The 17714-nt window shown below is 69.2% G+C and carries 11 protein-coding genes, 2 tRNA genes and 3 rRNA genes; 2 read left to right on the forward strand and 14 right to left on the reverse strand.

Annotated features, from left to right (window positions below; translation table 11 throughout):
• Window positions 1–11 precede the first annotated feature (11 nt).
• The 13 genes from steA to HLI28_RS02430 all read right to left on the reverse strand — a co-directional run bounded on the left by steA (window position 12) and on the right by HLI28_RS02430 (window position 13870).
• The gene (gene steA / locus HLI28_RS02370; protein WP_171245876.1) at window positions 12–1202 is read right to left on the reverse strand and encodes a putative cytokinetic ring protein SteA; all 1191 of its coding nucleotides are present in this window, start codon (window positions 1200–1202) and stop codon (window positions 12–14) included.
• Window positions 1203–1208: 6 nt separating this feature from the next.
• On the reverse strand, window positions 1209–2909 hold the full coding sequence (gene recN, locus HLI28_RS02375; RefSeq protein WP_171245968.1) for a DNA repair protein RecN: 1701 nt from the start codon (window positions 2907–2909) through the stop codon (window positions 1209–1211).
• A 2-nt stretch (window positions 2910–2911) separates the two neighbouring features.
• Window positions 2912–3850: an NAD kinase gene (locus HLI28_RS02380; protein ID WP_171245877.1), complete on the reverse strand. Its 939-nt coding sequence runs from the start codon at window positions 3848–3850 to the stop codon at window positions 2912–2914.
• Window positions 3847–4737, reverse strand: coding sequence for a TlyA family RNA methyltransferase (locus tag HLI28_RS02385; protein ID WP_171245878.1), 891 nt, complete (start codon window positions 4735–4737; stop codon window positions 3847–3849). The genes HLI28_RS02380 and HLI28_RS02385 overlap by 4 nt, the downstream gene beginning before the upstream one ends.
• A complete protein-coding gene (locus HLI28_RS02390; protein ID WP_171245879.1) occupies window positions 4737–4922 on the reverse strand; it encodes a hypothetical protein in 186 nt (61 codons plus the stop codon). Before HLI28_RS02390 ends, HLI28_RS02385 begins: the two co-directional genes overlap by 1 nt.
• 74 nt (window positions 4923–4996) lie before the next feature.
• On the reverse strand, window positions 4997–6007 hold the full coding sequence (locus HLI28_RS02395; protein WP_171245880.1) for an HAD-IIA family hydrolase: 1011 nt from the start codon (window positions 6005–6007) through the stop codon (window positions 4997–4999).
• Window positions 6004–6690 (reverse strand): tetratricopeptide repeat protein, encoded by a 687-nt coding sequence (locus HLI28_RS02400; RefSeq protein ID WP_246246263.1) that lies wholly within the window; start codon window positions 6688–6690, stop codon window positions 6004–6006. Before HLI28_RS02400 ends, HLI28_RS02395 begins: the two co-directional genes overlap by 4 nt.
• Window positions 6691–7169: 479 nt before the next feature.
• Window positions 7170–7286: ribosomal RNA gene (gene rrf / locus HLI28_RS02405) — 5S ribosomal RNA — on the reverse strand.
• A 114-nt stretch (window positions 7287–7400) separates the two neighbouring features.
• Window positions 7401–10512: ribosomal RNA gene (locus HLI28_RS02410) — 23S ribosomal RNA — on the reverse strand.
• Window positions 10513–10988: 476 nt separating this feature from the next.
• Window positions 10989–12515: ribosomal RNA gene (locus HLI28_RS02415) — 16S ribosomal RNA — on the reverse strand.
• The 16S, 23S and 5S rRNA genes sit together here, the layout of an rRNA operon.
• Window positions 12516–13199: 684 nt before the next feature.
• Window positions 13200–13367, reverse strand: a complete 168-nt coding sequence (locus HLI28_RS02420) for a hypothetical protein (RefSeq protein ID WP_171245881.1) — start codon at window positions 13365–13367, stop codon at window positions 13200–13202.
• Window positions 13368–13556: 189 nt separating this feature from the next.
• Window positions 13557–13629 (reverse strand) — tRNA-Arg (locus tag HLI28_RS02425).
• A 149-nt stretch (window positions 13630–13778) separates the two neighbouring features.
• Window positions 13779–13870, reverse strand: a tRNA-Ser gene (locus tag HLI28_RS02430).
• A 93-nt stretch (window positions 13871–13963) separates the two neighbouring features.
• On the opposite strand from HLI28_RS02430, the gene HLI28_RS02435 reads away from it, so the two are divergent.
• Window positions 13964–15721 (forward strand): GMC oxidoreductase, encoded by a 1758-nt coding sequence (locus HLI28_RS02435; RefSeq protein ID WP_216077237.1) that lies wholly within the window; start codon window positions 13964–13966, stop codon window positions 15719–15721.
• A gap of 106 nt (window positions 15722–15827) precedes the next feature.
• On the opposite strand, the gene HLI28_RS02440 is transcribed toward HLI28_RS02435, so the two are convergent.
• Window positions 15828–17129, reverse strand: coding sequence for an alpha/beta hydrolase family protein (locus tag HLI28_RS02440; protein ID WP_171245882.1), 1302 nt, complete (start codon window positions 17127–17129; stop codon window positions 15828–15830).
• Between the two features lie 57 nt (window positions 17130–17186).
• Here HLI28_RS02440 and HLI28_RS02445 point away from each other — a divergent pair, with 57 nt between their 5' ends.
• A complete protein-coding gene (locus tag HLI28_RS02445; RefSeq protein WP_171245883.1) occupies window positions 17187–17714 on the forward strand; it encodes a helix-turn-helix domain-containing protein in 528 nt (175 codons plus the stop codon).

Here is a 17714-nt window from a genome sequence, read left to right on the forward strand (position 1 = left end):
TCGCGGGCGGCTCAGCCGCCGAAGAGGCTACCGATCCACGACACGAGGTCGTCGATCTGGGCTCCGACGAGCCCGAACGCGGTCTGCCCGGCTGCCGTCGACCACAGGGCGGCCAGGACCGCCGCCACGCCGGCGAGCGACAGCAGCGTCAGCTGCAGGTTGGAGATCCTGGTGCGGTACAGCCGGGAGACACCCTTGGCGTCGACCAGCTTGCCGCCCACCCGCAGCCGGGTCAGGAAGGTGCTCGCCATGCCGGCGCGGCCCTTGTCGAGGAACTCCACCAGGGTGGCGTGGGTGCCGACCGCGACGATCAGCTTGGCGCCCTTGTCGTCGGCGAGCAGCATCGCGATGTCCTCGCTGGTGCCGGTGGCCGGGAACACGACGGGGTCGACCCCGAGCGCCCGCACGCGCTCCAGTCCCGGGGCGTTGCCGTCGCGGTAGGCGTGCACGACGATCTCGGCGCCGCAGGACAGCGCACGGTCCGAGACCGAGTCCATGTCCCCGACGATCATGTCCGGCCGGTACCCGGCGTCCAGGATGGCGTCCGCCCCGCCGTCGACACCGACCAGAACGGGCCGGTTCTCCGCGATGTACGAGCGCAGCATCGCGAGGTCCTCGCGGTAGTGGTACCCGCGCACGACGATCAGCACGTGCCGGCCGTCGATCTCGGTGCGCACGTCCGGCACGCCCACGCCGTCGAGCAGCAGGTCGCGCTCACGCCGCAGGTAGGACAGCGTGTTCTCGGCGAACCGCTCGATCTCGTCGGAGAGCCCCTCGCGCGCGGCGGCGAGGTCCCGCTCCACGGTCTCGGGCGTCTGCCGGGTGCCCGTCGCGAAGGGCTGACCGTCCACGAGCACGGCGCCGCCCTCGATGTTCACCCGCGCGCCGTCGTGCACGGTCATGATCTCCGGACCGAGGTCGTCGACCAGGATGATGCCCGCCTGCAGCAGGATGTCGGGACCCGCGTTCGGGTAGCGGCCGGTCGTCGACGGCGCGGCGTTCAGCACCGCGCACGGGCCGGCGGCCACCAGCGCCTCGGCGGCGACCCGGTCGATGTCGGCGTGGTCGATGACGGCGACGTCGCCCGGACGCAGCCGCTTGGTGAGGTCCTTGGTCCGCGCGCCGACGCGCGCCGTGCCCCCGCCGTCGGCGTCGTCGCTGGTGTCGGGGCTGCGGTCGGCCCGGCGCAGGATCATTTTCATCGCCGCCTATCGTCCCACGGCCGAGGACTCGAGAAGTTCGAGGGCGTGCTGACGTGCCGTCGCGGAGTCCTCCTGGCCGGACAGCATCCGCGCCAGCTCTCGGACCCGGTCGTCCTCGGCGACCTGCTGGACCCCGGTGACGGTGACGTCGTCGCCCCCGGTGGCCTTCGTCACGACCAGGTGGGCGTCCGCGAACGCGGCCACCTGCGCCAGGTGCGTGACGACGACCACCTGGGTGCGACGGGCCAGCTGCGCCAGGCGGCGGCCGACCTCCACGGCGGCGCGGCCCCCGACCCCGGCGTCGACCTCGTCGAACACGAAGGTGGGCAGCACGGGCTCGTCGCCGGCCGTGGCCAGGGCGACCTCGACCGCCAGCATGACGCGCGAGAGCTCACCGCCGGAGGCTCCCTTGCCCAACGGGCGGGCGGGGGCCCCGGGGTGCGGTTCGAGCAGGAAGGCGACCTGGTCCGCACCCGAGGGCCCGGGCTCGGTCCCGCGCACCTCGACCTCGAGGCGCGCCCCGGACATCGCGAGGCCCGACAGCTCGGCGGTGACCGCCTCGGCGAGCCGGTCGGAGGCGGCCCGACGCCCCGCCGTCACCCGCGTGGCGAGCTCGGCGAGGCGGTCGTCCAGCTCGACGACCCGGTCGCGCATCGCGGTGACGCGGTCGTCCCCGTCGTCCAGGTCGAGGAGCCTCAGCCCGGCGTCGGAGGCCCAGCGCAGCACCTCGTCGACGGTGTCGCCGTAGCTGCGGGTCAGCGTGCCGAGCTCGGCGAGTCGCTGGTGCGCCGTCTCCAGCGCGGCCGGGTCGGCCTGCAGGTCGGCCACGTAGCCGGACAGCTCGGTCGCCACGTCGTTGACGAGGTAGGTCGCCTCCGCGAGCCGCCCGGCCTGCTCGCCGAGCGCCGGGTCCGCCTCCGCGACGGCCTCCAGGGAGCGACGGGCCTGCTCGAGCGCGTGCACGGCGGACCCCTCGGTCTCCATGTCGAGGCCGACGACGGCGTCGTGCGCCCGCTGGGCGGCCTGCCGCAGCTCCTCGGCGTTGCCGAGCCGCGACGTCAGGGCGGTCAGCTCCGCGTCCTCGCCGGGCTGCGGGTCGATGCGCTCGACCTCGGCCAGCCCGAGCCGCAGCAGCTCCGCCTCGCGGGCGCGTTCGGCGGCGCGCGACGTCAGGTCGTCGATCTCGGCCCGCAGCCCGGCCCGTTCGGTCCATGCGGCGCGATAGGCGGACAGCACCTCCGCGTGCTCGGACCCGGCGAACCGGTCGAGAGCCTCGCGCTGCTTGGCCGGCGTCCGCAGCCGCAGCTGGTCGGACTGCCCGTGGACCGTCACGAGCTCGTCGGCGACCTCGGCCAGGACCCCCTGGGGCACTCCGCGTCCGCCGAGGTGGGCGCGGGACCGGCCCGCGGCGACCGTGCGCACGACCACGACCGAGCCGTCGTCGTCCACGCTGCCCCCGGCGTCGTCGACCCGTCCGACGACCTCGGGGTGACGGGTCAGGTCGATCCGGCCCTCCACGACGGCCCGCTCGGCACCGGGCCGGATGCCGCCCGGGTCGGCCTTGCCGCCCATGAGCAGCCCGAGCCCGGTCAGCACCATGGTCTTGCCCGCACCGGTCTCACCGGTGATCACGGTCAGGCCCGCGGACAGCGGGACCCGTGCCGAGCGAATGACCCCGAGGTCCTCGATCGCGATCTCCTCGAGCACCCTCACGCCTCCTTCTGGCCCTGGTCGGTGGGCACGGACCGCCGCGCCGAGCCGTCGGCGGCCTGCCGCCAGCCGATGACGGGCAGGTTGAACTTGGACACGAGCCGGTCCGTGAACGGGGCCGGCATCAGGCGGGCGAACCGGAGCGGGATCGCGCCGCTGCGGACGTGCACGCGGGAGCCGGCGGGCAGCTCGATGCTGCGCCGGCCGTCGCACGTCAGCACGCCGGGGACGGGACTGCGCTCCAGGACCTCCACGACGTACTCCGAGCGCGGGCTGATCACCAGGGGCCGGGAGAACAACGCGTGGGCGGACAGGGGCACCAGCAGGACGGCGTCGACGTCCGGCCACATCACCGGTCCCCCGGCGGAGAAGGCGTGCGCCGTGGAGCCGGTCGCGGTCGAGACCAGCACGCCGTCGCACCCGAAAGAGCTCAGCGGACGACCGTCGACGGCGATCCCGACCTCGAGCATGCGCTCGCGGTCGCCCTTCTCGATCGTGGCCTCGTTCAGCGCCCAGCCCGTGACGGGCTCGTCCTGGTCCGGCCGGTGCACGACGACGTCGACCACGCGCCGCTCCTCGACGACGTAGTCGTGGGCCGCCAGCCGGCGCACGGCGTCGTGCAGGTTCTCGCGCTCGGACTCGGCGAGGAAGCCGACGTGGCCCAGGTTGACCCCGAGCAGGGGCACGTCCGTGCCGTGCGTCAGCTCCGCGGCGCGCAGGATGGTGCCGTCCCCGCCGAGCACCATGACGACCTCGGACTCGGCGACGCCCTCGCGCAGCCGGACGGAGGAGATCCGGTCGCCGAAGGTCTCGGCGAGGTCGTCGTCGTGCAGCGTGACCTCGAAGCCGGCCGCCTCGAGCTCCTCGACCGCCTCGGACATCGCGGCGACGGCGCGTGGACGGCCCGCGTGGGTCACGATCAGGACGCGGCGCGTCATCTCTCACCTCCCGTGCCGGGCCGGGCCACGGCGATCACCGGCGGCAGCTGGCCGTCGGGCTCCCAGGCGGCGGACCGGTCCGCCGCCTGCCGTACGGCGCTGTCGTCGGCCGTGGCGAGCTCGGCCGAACGACGCAACCAGACGAAGAACTCCCGGTTGCCGCTGGGCCCGGGCACCGGGCTGGGCACGACGGCCCGTGCCACGAGCCCGTGGCCGGCGGCTGACGTGACGACGTCCGTCACCGCCGCGGCGTGCAGCGACGGGTCGCGGACGACGCCCCCGCTGCCGAGCCGGTCCCTCCCCACCTCGAACTGCGGCTTGACCAGGAGCAGCAGGTCGGCCCCCGGCGGGACGGACGCGGCCACCGGACCCAGCACGAGCCGCAGGGAGATGAACGACAGGTCACCGACGACGACGTCGGGCGGCACGGGCAGGTCGTCGGGCGTGAGGTCGCGGACGTTGAACCCTTCCACGACGGTGACGCGAGGGTCGCTGCGCAACGCGTCGACGAGCTGGTCGTGCCCGACGTCCATCGCGACGACGTGCGACGCCCGACGCCTCAGCAGCACGTCGGTGAACCCGCCGGTGGAGGCGCCCAGGTCCAGGCAGCGGGCGCCGACGAGCCGGTCCGTCAGGGCACGACCCGCCGGCTCCCGCGACAGGGCGTCCAACGCCCCGGCGAGCTTGCCGCCGGCACGCGAGGCGTAGCCGGGATCGTCCGGGTCGGGGGTGACGGTCAGACGGTCGTCGTCGCCGACGGGTGCGGACGCCTTGGTGACGACGGTCCCGTCGACCAGGACCCGCCCCTCGGCGACGAACGCGGTGGCCTGGCGACGGGACCGGGCCAGTCCGCGCCGCACGAGCTCGCTGTCGGCACGGCTGGGCATCAGGCCTCCGCTCCGTCCGTCCTCGAGCCCTCGGGGTCGTCCAGACGCGCCCGCAGGTGCTCGTGCACGGCCTCGAAACGCGCCGGGTGCTCGGTCGTCGGCAGGTCGTCGAGCCCGTCCAGCGGGGCGAGCGAGGTGGTGCGGTCGGTCGGCTGGTCGCCGACGGCAGTCGCGTCGTCCGACATGGCACTCCCCTCGATCGATCCTGCTCAACGCTACCTGGTCGGGCCCGTCCGGCCGTCCCGACGCACAGGAGCCCTCAGACGGTCAGTTCCGGCACGCTGTCCGCGGCGACCTGCTCGCCATCGTCGACGGCGCTCCACGCGGCGGCACAGGCTGCCCGCACGACGTCGATGCCGGCGGGGCCCTGGTCGTCGAGCTCGAGCCGGCCGTCGACAACGCGGGCCGCCCGGTCACCGCACCGCCACCAGCCGCCCTCGCGGGACGGTGCCTCGTGCGGCTCGAGGAGGGACCGCAGGTCCGCCCCCACGAAGTGCGGGCGCAGGCCCGGCTCGGCCAGCACCGCGTCCCGGGCCGAGGAGACCCCGGTCAGGACGTGCAGTCCGGCGTAGCCGGCGGCCCGGGCACCGGCCAGGTCGGTGTCCAGCCGGTCCCCGATCACCAGGGGACGCTCGGCACCGACCCGGTCGACGGCCAGGCGGTACATCGTCGGCGAGGGCTTGCCCGCGCTGTCCGGCTCGATCCCGGTCGCGGCGACGACGGCCGCGACGAGCGCGCCGTTGCCGGGCGCGAAGCCCCGGGCGGTCGGCAGGGACATGTCACGGTTGCTCGCGACGTGCCAGGCTCCGGCAGCGACCGCGTAGGCCGCCTCGGCCAGGTCGGCCCACCCCAGCTCCGGCGCGAATCCCTGGGCCACGGCGTCCGGCGCGTCGTCGGCGCTGCCGACGACCTCGAAACCCACCTCGCGGACCGCCGTGACCAGTCCCCGTCCGCCGACGACCAGCACGCGGGCCCCCGGCTCGAGGCGCGTGGACAGGAGGCTGGCGCAGGCCTGCGCCGCCGTCATGACCTCGTCCGGTGACGTGGGGATGTCCAGGTCGGTGAGCTGGCCGGACACCTCCTCGGGTTCGCGGGAGGCGTTGTTGGTCACGAAGAGCAGCTGCAGGCCGGCGTCACGCGCCGTGCCCAGGCTCGCGGCCGCGTGGTCGATCGGCAGGTGACCCTGGTAGGCCACCCCGTCGAGGTCGACGAGAGCGAGGTCGTAGGCCTCGGCGAGCGGGACGTCGCAGGCCTCGAGACCGGCGCTCACCGGTCGGCCTCCGCCTCGTTCCCCTCGTCGGCCGACTCGTCGTAGGCGTCGAACACGACCACGTCCTCGTCGGGCGTCGCGGCGGCACCGATGGCCCGCTCGAGCGCCGCCGGGTCGACGCCTGCCAGGACCGTCGCGGCCTCGTCGGACCGTCCTGCGGCCTCCAGGGCGACGGCCCGTGCCTGCAGGACGCGCAGGCCGAGGTCACCGCGCCGCTCCGACGCGGGGATGCGGTCCAGGACGACCAGTGCGGCGTCGTGCTCGCCGAGGTCGGTGCGGGCGCCGCTGACGACGATGGCCAGCTCCGTCCGCGCCTCGGCGTCGAGCGTGCGCGCCTCCTCGGACCCGGCCAGGGCGATCGCGCGCTCCGGGCGGCCGAGCCCGCGTTCCGCGTCGGCCATCAACGGCAGGTGCTCCGAGGAGCCGTTCAGGCGCCGCACCGTGCGCAGCTCGCGCAGCGCCTCGGCGTAGCGTCCGGTGCGATAGGCGGCGATCCCCGCGGCCTCGCGCACGACGTCGATGCGCCCGGCACGGCGGACCGCCGCCTGGGCGTGGGCGTAGGCGAGCTCCGGGTCGGCGTCGAGCAGGCGACCGGCCATGACCAGATGGGCGCCCACCCGCTCGGCGTTCTCCTTGCTCAGTCCGCGCAGCCGGGCACGTGCCTCCTTGTCGAGGTCACGCATGTGCACGTCCTCGGGGAGCTGCGGGTCACTGGGGCCACGGTCGGCCGGGGCGGCGGGTCGATCGCCGCGGGGCGCACCGCGGTTGCCACGGTGCTGGTCGTCCGCGCGGTCCCGGTGCCCGCCGTGCGGGTGGCCTCCGTCGCGACGGCGCGAGTCCTTGCCCCGGCGGGGTTGACCATCACGGCGCGGCTGGTCACCGCGTCCGGGACGACCGTCCCGCGACGGGCGGCCCCGAGGGGCTCCCCCGCGCGAACCTCCGCGTGGCGCTCCCCGGCGCGGGTCGTGTCCGTCGCCGGAATCCGGGGTGCCGCGCGGCGTGTCGTTCACTGTGGTCCTCTCGTGGCTGGGCAACGCCCGATTCTCCCATGTCCGTCGGCCAGCCCGCGAACCGGCCCCCCGCGGGCTGCGGTGGGCGCATGTGGAGTCGCCCACACAGCAGCAGGCCCCCCACCTGTGGTGGGGGGCCTGCTGTGAAGGGTGTCCGGCGGCGTCCTACTCTCCCACCCCGTCTCCAGGGCAGTACCATCGGCGCTGAAGGGCTGAGCTTCCGGGTTCGGTATGGGACCGGGCGTTTCCCCTTCGCTGTGACCGCCGTAACGCTATCGAGTTGTTCGGGTCCCCCTGGTGTGGCCGGCCCTGGTGGGGCTGGCGTGGGGGTGGTGCCCGTTTCTCGGGAACCGCACAGTGGACGCGTGCATAGCAGTGTATGTGTATGGAAGTTGTCGGCTGATTAGTACCGGTCAGCTGCGACAGTCGTTGGTCCTGTCTTCCACTTCCGGCCTATCTACCCAGTGGTCTAGCTGGGTGCCTTCACAGGACTGGCCTGTTGGAAACCTCATCTTGAAGCAGGCTTCCCGCTTAGATGCTTTCAGCGGTTATCCCTCCCGAACGTAGCGAACCAGCGGTGCTCCTGGCGGAACAACTGGCATACCAGAGGTTCGTCCGTCCCGGTCCTCTCGTACTAGGGACAGCCCTTCTCAAGTTTCCTGCGCGCGCAGCGGATAGGGACCGAACTGTCTCACGACGTTCTAAACCCAGCTCGCGTGCCGCTTTAATGGGCGAACAGCCCAACCCTTGGGACCTACTCCAGCCCCAGGATGCGACGAGCCGACATCGAGGTGCCAAACCATCCCGTCGATATGGACTCTTGGGGAAGATCAGCCTGTTATCCCCGGGGTACCTTTTATCCGTTGAGCGACGGCGCTTCCACGAGCCACCGCCGGATCACTAGTTCCGACTTTCGTCCCTGCTCGACCTGTCGGTCTCACAGTCAAGCTCCCTTGTGCACTTGCACTCGACACCTGATTGCCAACCAGGCTGAGGGAACCTTTGAGCGCCTCCGTTACTTTTTGGGAGGCAACCGCCCCAGTTAAACTACCCACCAGGCACTGTCCCTGGTCCGGATCACGGACCGAGGTTAGATGGTCGATGCGGTCAGAGTGGTATTTCAACGGCGACTCCACCGGCGCTGGCGCGCCGGTTTCGTAGTCTCCCACCTATCCTACACAAACCGCACCGAACACCAATACCAAGCTGTAGTAAAGGTCCCGGGGTCTTTCCGTCCTGCTGCGCGTAACGAGCATCTTTACTCGTAGTGCAATTTCGCCGAGTTCGTGGTCGAGACAGCGGAGAAGTCGTTACGCCATTCGTGCAGGTCGGAACTTACCCGACAAGGAATTTCGCTACCTTAGGATGGTTATAGTTACCACCGCCGTTTACTGGGGCTTAAATTCTGGGCTTCGCCGAAGCTGACCCGTCCTCTTAACCTTCCAGCACCGGGCAGGCGTCAGTCCGTATACATCGTCTTGCGACTTCGCACGGACCTGTGTTTTTAGTAAACAGTCGCTTCTCCCTGGTCTCTGCGGCCCTCACCGCTTCCCCCAGCAAGTGGGTTCACGGATCAGGCCCCCCTTCTCCCGAAGTTACGGGGGCATTTTGCCGAGTTCCTTAACCACGATTCTCTCGATCGCCTTAGTATTCTCTACCTGACCACCTGAGTCGGTTTGGGGTACGGGCGGCTAGAACCTCGCGTCGAGGCTTTTCTTGGCAGCTGAGGATCACCCGATTCCCGCATACGCGGTATCTGTCGACTCTCACCCTCGTGCCTCGCGGATTTGCCTACGAGGCGGGCTACGGCCTTGGACGTGGTCAACCATCGCCACGCCGGGCTACCTTCCTGCGTCACCCCTGTTAACACGCTTACCTAGTACCGGCTCGGGTCCCACGCCTAGTCACCGGTGACGTCCCGAAGGACGTCGGTGGTGGTTCGGGGTGGTTAGCATCACCGGATTCGGTATGGGCGGTTCTTCGCCGGTAGGAGAATATCAACTCCTTGTCCATCGACTACGCCTGTCGGCCTCGCCTTAGGTCCCGACTTACCCAGGGAGGATTAACCTGGCCCTGGAACCCTTGGTCATTCGGCGGACGGGTTTCTCACCCGTCTTTCGCTACTCATGCCTGCATTCTCACTCGTGTGGTCTCCACCGCTGGATCACTCCGCGGCTTCACCGCCCACACGACGCTCCCCTACCCGCCCACACGCCTGAACACCGATCGAGTCGGTGCTGGGCTTGTGTGAGCGCCACGGCTTCGGCGGTGTACTTGAGCCCCGCTACATTGTCGGCGCGGAATCACTTGACCAGTGAGCTATTACGCACTCTTTCAAGGGTGGCTGCTTCTAAGCCAACCTCCTGGTTGTCTGGGCAACTCCACATCCTTTCCCACTGAGCACACGCTTAGGGGCCTTAGCCGGTGGTCTGGGCTGTTTCCCTCTCGACTACGAAGCTTATCCCCCGCAGTCTCACTGCCACGCTCTGGCTTGCCGGCATTCGGAGTTTGGTTGACGTCAGTAACCTGGTAGGGCCCATCGGCCATCCAGTAGCTCTACCTCCGGCAAGGAACGCGTGACGCTGCACCTAAATGCATTTCGGGGAGAACCAGCTATCACGAAGTTTGATTGGCCTTTCACCCCTAACCACAGGTCATCCCCTCAGTTTTCAACCTAAGTGGGTTCGGTCCTCCACGCCGTCTTACCGGCGCTTCAACCTGCCCATGGCTAGATCACTTCGCTTCGGGTCTAGACCCGGCGACTGAATCGCCCTGTTCGGACTCGCTTTCGCTACGGCTTCCCCACACGGGTTAACCTCGCCACCGAGCACTAACTCGCAGGCTCATTCTTCAAAAGGCACGCCGTCACCCCCACCAGGGAGGCTCCGACGGCTTGTAGGCACACGGTTTCAGGTACTATTTCACTCCCCTCACGGGGTACTTTTCACCGTTCCCTCACGGTACTGATCCGCTATCGGTCACTAGGTAGTATTTAGGCTTAGCAAGTGGTCTTGCCAGATTCACACGGGATTTCACGGGCCCCGTGCTACTTGGGATCCCCTCCACCAGGCCACGCGATTTCGTCTACGGGACTCACACCCTCTACGGTCCGCCTTTCAATGCGGTTCGACTATCACGCGACTTTCTTACTGGTCAGAACCATGTCAGTGGTTCTCGGAAGGTCCCACAACCCCGCACACGCAACGCCTGACAGCTTGACACGCATACGGTTTGGCCTCATCCGCTTTCGCTCGCCACTACTCACGGAATATCTCTTCCTGTCGGTACTGAGATGTTTCACTTCCCGACGTTCCCTCCAGGCGCCCTATACATTCAGGCGTCGGTGACCGCACATGACTGCGGCCGGGTTCCCCCATTCGGACACCCTCGGATCACAGCTCGTTTGCCAGCTCCCCGAGGCTTATCGCAGGCTACAACGTCCTTCTTCGGCTCCTAGTGCCAAGGCATCCACCATGTGCCCTTAAAAACTTCGACACACTACAAAATTGCTACAGAAATCCAAGAAAACACACCCCACCAGCCCCTGAAGGCAAGGAGGGATGTACTTGAACATCTGGGATGCTCGCGTCCACTGTGCAGTTCTCAAGCAACGGACGGACCCGCCGGCACCTGGCCCACCTACCCCCACCCGGCCCACCGACAGCTCACGCTGCGGCACCCGTGGGAGCGGTCTGCGACCGACCGACGACCCGTATCCATCAAGACCCCGACCAAGCGGCCGGCTGCCTCAGGACCCAACAGTGTGCTCACCAGCCCCGCCACCAACCAGGCCGACCCTTCCGACCGCGAACCCGGCACCCCCGAAGAGGCACCGCACGGTGTACTAGCTCGACCCACCCAGCGGCAGGCTGTAGTCAATGTTCCACCCAGAGCAACCACCAGACGCACGAACGGCGCCTCAAGCGGCTGTGCATGACCCCCCACCAGGGTGGCAGGTATGTGCTCCTTAGAAAGGAGGTGATCCAGCCGCACCTTCCGGTACGGCTACCTTGTTACGACTTAGTCCCAATCGCCAGTCCCACCTTCGACCACTCCCTCCGGACGAACCGGTTGGGCCGTGAGCTTCGGGTGTTACCAACTTTCGTGACTTGACGGGCGGTGTGTACAAGGCCCGGGAACGTATTCACCGCAGCGTTGCTGATCTGCGATTACTAGCGACTCCGACTTCATGGGGTCGAGTTGCAGACCCCAATCCGAACTGAGACCGGCTTTTTGGGATTCGCTCCACCTTACGGTATCGCAGCCCTCTGTACCGGCCATTGTAGCATGCGTGAAGCCCAAGACATAAGGGGCATGATGATTTGACGTCATCCCCGCCTTCCTCCGAGTTGACCCCGGCAGTCTCCCATGAGTCCCCGGCATGACCCGCTGGCAACATAGGACAAGGGTTGCGCTCGTTGCGGGACTTAACCCAACATCTCACGACACGAGCTGACGACAACCATGCACCACCTGTGCACCGACCTTGCGGAACCACCATCTCTGGCAGCGTCCGGTGCATGTCAAGCCTTGGTAAGGTTCTTCGCGTTGCATCGAATTAATCCGCATGCTCCGCCGCTTGTGCGGGCCCCCGTCAATTCCTTTGAGTTTTAGCCTTGCGGCCGTACTCCCCAGGCGGGGCACTTAATGCGTTAGCTGCGGCACGGAACTCGTGGAATGAGCCCCACACCTAGTGCCCAACGTTTACGGCATGGACTACCAGGGTATCTAATCCTGTTCGCTCCCCATGCTTTCGCTCCTCAGCGTCAGTTGCGGCCCAGAGACCTGCCTTCGCCATCGGTGTTCCTCCTGATATCTGCGCATTCCACCGCTACACCAGGAATTCCAGTCTCCCCTACCGCACTCTAGTCTGCCCGTACCCGATGCACGCCCCAGGTTGAGCCTGAGGTTTTCACACCAGACGCGACAAACCGCCTACGAGCTCTTTACGCCCAATAATTCCGGACAACGCTTGCGCCCTACGTATTACCGCGGCTGCTGGCACGTAGTTAGCCGGCGCTTCTTCTGCAGGTACCGTCCACCCGAAGGCCTTCTTCCCTGCTGAAAGAGGTTTACAACCCGAAGGCCGTCATCCCTCACGCGGCGTCGCTGCATCAGGCTTTCGCCCATTGTGCAATATTCCCCACTGCTGCCTCCCGTAGGAGTCTGGGCCGTGTCTCAGTCCCAGTGTGGCCGGTCGCCCTCTCAGGCCGGCTACCCGTCGACGCCTTGGTAGGCCATTACCCCACCAACAAGCTGATAGGCCGCGAGCCCATCCCCCACCGAAAAACTTTCCAACACCCGACATGCGTCGAGTGCTCGTATCCGGTATTAGACCCCGTTTCCAGGGCTTATCCCGAAGTGGAGGGCAGGTTGCTCACGTGTTACTCACCCGTTCGCCACTGATCCACCCAGCAAGCTGGGCTTCACCGTTCGACTTGCATGTGTTAAGCACGCCGCCAGCGTTCGTCCTGAGCCAGGATCAAACTCTCCGTGAAAGAGAGAAAACACCACACACCACCAGGGCGTGCGATGCCATATCGATACTGGCCAGACAAGCTAGCAAAAAAACTAGTTGTCCGATCCAAAGGAACCAATGAAGGTTCAAAATTTGGCATTGACTATCAAGCACACTGTTGAGTTCTCAAACAACCGACACACACCATCCGAAAGCCGGAACCATCCGTCCCGACCCCGTCCGGGGCAACCCCTCTAACTTAGCATTTCGCTTTTCTCTCTGCAAACCGCCCCGATCTTTTCGATCGGATACAGCTTTGACAAAAGCGACCTGCTCCACCCGGTTCAAGGCGCACAATGCTACCTGTCCCGGAGGGTGGTGGTCGTCAGCTCCGGCCCGGCCACCGAATCGAACTTTGCAGCTCGTTCATCTGGTGTCCGTCGGCCCGTCGGGCTGACGTCAGAGAACATTACCGATGCCTCTCCCCGAGAGTCAACGTCGGACGACGTGGCGCGCGCCACTCTCGCGGCAGAGGCCCGGAATGCTGCCGCTGGAGCACCCACGATCAGGTCTCCGACCGGCGGTGCGGCGGCTGGCCTCGGCGAGACGACCTGTTCCGCAGGCGGCTCCGCCGTGTCGGCACCGTGAACGGCAGGTGGTCGACAGCCGGCAGCGAGGCCGGGTCCGTCCGGACGTGCTCTCGTCGCGCCGTGCGATCCCGACCTCAGGACTCGCCGGTCCGGCCCGCACGCCAGATCATGACCACGCCGACCACGGCGAGGAGCGATCCACCGATCGACATCGTGAGGCCGAGCGCCTCCCCGAGCTCGCGCACCTGGGACAGCACCACGGCGAGCACTCCCCCTGCGGCCCAGCATCGGGCCGGTCGCACACGGCGTCGTCCGGCGCGCGACGCCGTGACGGGCAGGACTTCTCCGCAGGAGAGGCGTCCGCTCCCCCGCTCGTGCACCCGGGGCAGCGGCGTGCGGAAGGTGGAGGCCGGGTCGCCGGCGCGGTCGGCGGACGGTCCGGAAACGACGACGGGGCCCACCAGATGATCTGGTGGGCCCCGCGTGTGCTGCGCGCCCGGAGGGATTCGAACCCCCAACCTTCTGATCCGTAGTCAGATGCTCTATCCGTTGAGCTACGGGCGCAGTACGTCCGATGCGTTCGCACCGGCCGACGAGAACTCTACCGCCCTCCACGCCGATCCCCAAACCGGATCGGCCGTTCGTGACCCACGCCACGGGATGGCGATCGAGGCCACAGAAAAGGCCCCGGGCGTCGAGCTCCGAGGCCTTCCTGGCGGAGACGGCGGGATTTGAACCCGCGAACGGGTTGCCCCGTTACCACCTTAGCAGGGTGGCGCACTAGACCAGACTATGCGACGTCTCCTCGCGGCCGGTGACGACGCACGTCGCCATGCCGCGGCGACCAGACTAACCGCCAAGGACCGGATGGAGCAAAGCGCCGTCGTATCGTCAGGGCATGGCGCGCACCACAGTGGGTGAGGACTACGACGTCCTCGTCATCGGATCCGGGTTCGGCGGCAGCGTGGCGGCGCTGCGGCTCACCGAGCGGGGCTACCGCGTCGGTGTCCTCGAGGCGGGTCGGCGGTTCGCCGACCACGAGCTGCCCCGCACGTCGTGGGACCTGCGGCGCTTCCTCTGGGCACCTGCGCTCGGGTGCTTCGGCATCCAGCGCATCCACCGCCTCCGGGACGTCCTCGTCCTCGCAGGTGCCGGCGTCGGCGGCGGATCGCTCGTCTACGCCAACACGCTGTACCGCCCGGTCGGCAGGTTCTGGTCGGACCCGGCCTGGTCCGGCATCACCGACTGGGAGTCCGAGCTGCAGCCCCACTACGACCAGGCCGAACGCATGCTCGGCGTCGTCGACTACGGACGCACCACACCGGCCGACGAGGTCATGCGTGACGTCGCCCGGAGCATGGGCGTCGAGTCCACCAGCCGCACCGCACGCGTCGGGGTCTATCTCGGGGACGACGACGCGACCGGGGCGGCCGCCGGGCCGCGGGACCCGTACTTCGGCGGGATCGGCCCGGACCGGAGCCCCTGTCGGCACTGCGGCGAGTGCATGACCGGGTGCCGGCACAACGCGAAGAACACCCTCGTCAAGAACTACCTCTACCTGGCGGAGCGCGGGGGCGCGCAGGTGCATCCCCTCACCACGGCCACCGCCGTCGTCCCGTCCCCCGACGGGGGCTACGAGATCCGCACCCACCGCACCGGCCGCCCGTGGTCACGTCGCCGGACCCTGCGCGCCCCGCAGGTCGTCCTCGCCGCCGGCACCCTCGGCACGCAACGACTGCTGCACGCGATGCGCGACGCCGGCACGTTGCCCCACCTGTCGGACCGCCTCGGCGAGCTGACCCGGACGAACTCGGAGGCGCTGCTCGGGGCCGGCCTCCCCGCCAGGGACCGGCACGAGGCCGACTACACCCGCGGCGTCGCGATCACCTCGGCGTTCGCGCCGGACGACGAGACACACGTGGAGCCGGTGCGCTACGGGCGAGGATCCAACGCGATGGGGCTGCTGCAGACCGTCCTGGTCGACGGCCGACGCCGCCCCGGGGACCGTGCCCGATGGCTCCGCTGGCTGGGAGAGCTGTGGAGGCAGCGCAGGCACCTGCCGTCGCTGCTCGACCTGCGCGGGTGGTCGCAACGGACCGTCATCGCCCTGGTGATGCAGAACCGGGACAACTCGCTGACGACGTTCACCCGCCGCGGTGCGCTCGGCCGGAGGCTGTCCTCCCGCCAAGGGACCGGTGAGCCCAACCCCGCGTGGATCCCCGTCGCGCACGACGTCGTCCGCGCGATGGCCGCACGGATGGGCGGCGTGCCCGCCGGAAGCATCGGCGACCCGTTCGACGTCCCGATGACCGCGCACATCCTCGGCGGGTGCACGATCGGTGAGTCGGCCGACACGGGTGTCATCGACCCCTACCACCGGGTGCACGGTCACGACGGCCTGCACGTCCTCGACGGCTCCGCCGTCACCGCCAACCTCGGGGTGAACCCGTCACTGACGATCACGGCGATGGCCGAGCGCGCGTGTGCGCTCTGGCCCAACCGCGGGGAGCCCGACCGGCGCCCGGCCCCCGGAGGCTCGTACACCGCCGTCACCCCGACCCGCCCGGTCCGACCGCTCGTCCCCGAGACGGCTCCCGGGGCCCTGCGCCTGCCCGTCGTCGAGATCCGCACACGACGCGACAAGGCGACGCCGTGACGTCGCACCCCGGCCGGTGGCGGAGGGCGGGGTCTGCTGCACCGGGGGCCCGGGACGGCTCCAGACTCGATGACGTCCGTCCGCGCGGCCGCCGTCGGGTGCGGCGCTAAGCCGCCGTGTGCCGGACGACCCACTCGGTGACGATGCCGACGACCTCGGGATCGACGGGGCGGCGCACTTCCTCGCGGTACAGCCGGAGGGAGGGCGTGCCCGGTTGGCGACGCAGCGTGTGCGACAGGTCCGGGATGCGGTGGACGGTGACCTCGGCGGGAGCGGTGGACCGGACGACGTCGAGGTCGTCGCTGCTGACCTGGAGGTCCTTCTCGCCGGTGATCGCGAGGACCGGGGCGGTGATGCGGCGGATGTCCTCGACCGGGTCATGGGCCATGTACTCGCGGACCCAGCGGGCGTTGACCCGGGCCCCGTTGACACGCGCGACGTCGGCCGTCGTGGCCTTGAGCCTGCGGTGGTTGCCCCGCACCCTGTCGACGAGGTCGATGCGCAGCAGGCGCATGACGGCGCGCAGCACGGCAGGAAGGCCGTCTCGCAGCCTCTCGGCCTGCTGCACGAGCACCTCCTCACCCGGACGTGCCGCACCGGCGAGGAGTACGACGCCCGCCAGGTGTGTGTCCCCCGCCGCGACGGCGGCGGCGAGCAGGGCACCCTCGCTGTGGCCCAGGACGACGACGCGAGCGGGGTCGACCCCTGGTTGTGACGCCAGCAGGGCTCGGGCAGCACGTGCGTCCGCCACGAGGTCCGACACGCCGGCAGCGCGCCAGTCTCCGGGGCTGGCGCCGACACCCCGCTTGTCGTAGCGCAGGCTGGCCACGCCGCGGGCCGCGAGGGCGTGCGCAAGCTGGCGGGAGACGTCGACCTGCAGCCGTGGGTGGCTGCCTTCACGGTCCAGCGGCCCGGAGCCCGGCAGCAGCAGCACCGCCGCACGCGCAGGACTGTCGGGACGGCAGACCGTGCCCGCCAGAGTCGCCCCCTCGGAGGTGAAGCGCACGTCGTGCTCGCGGATGGCTGTCGGCGGCGAGGACTCGGTCGTCACGCCGCGTGACGCGAGCGTATCGGCGACGGTGCGGGCGCCCTCGTGGCCGAGGAGGAACTCGTCCCAGCGGGCGCCACGCAGCTCGATCCGCAGCGCCGGCTGACCGCGCCGCACCGAGACGACGGTGCGACGCATGCGACCGCCCTCACGACGGCGCCACGTGCCGACCTTGCGCAGCCCGGGCACACCCAGGCCCGGCGCGCGGATCCCTCGTGCGGCGCGCATGCCGTCGCGCTCCACGGACACGGCGGCGACGGCGGCCCACGGGACGCTGATGTCGCGCACGAGCCCGGCGACCTTCTCGTACACGCTGAAGGACACGGACAGCTCGGACGGGGTGGAGGTGATCGTCGGCATGACCTAGATTGTTCTCATCGATGGAAGCATTGTCAAGATTGAGAATGGTGAGTGACCATGACGCTGTCGAGCCTTCTGCTGCACCCGGTGCGGCTGCGGGTCGTCCAGACGTTCCTCGGACGCGGCGAGCTGACGACCGCAGCACTGGGGAGGCATCTCGCCGACGTCCCGTCGGCCACGCTCTACCGACACGTCAACGCCCTGCTGGAGGCCGGCGTGCTCGAGGTCGTCGACGAACGCAAGGTGCGCGGTGCCGTCGAGCGCACCCTGGTCCTGCGGACGGCCCGAGCCAGCCTCGGTCCCGACGAGGCGGCCGCGATGACCGCCGAGGAGCACCGTCGGGCTTTCGCCGTGTTCGTGGCCGGGCTGATCGGCGACCTGGACCGCTACCTGGCGCGCGGGGACCAGGATCTCGCGCGCGACCGGGTCGGCTACCGGCAGTACGCCGCCCACCTGACCGACGAGGAGATGGACGACTTCGTCGCCGATCTGCGCGCCGTCATCGAGCCCCGGCTCGAGCTCGCGCCAGGCCCCGGCCGACGACGCCGACTGGTCAGCCACGTCCTGATGCCGGACGCCGACTGA

Origin of the sequence: Isoptericola sediminis, from assembly GCF_013085345.1 — a bacterium.
GTDB lineage: Bacteria > Actinomycetota > Actinomycetes > Actinomycetales > Cellulomonadaceae > Isoptericola > Isoptericola sediminis.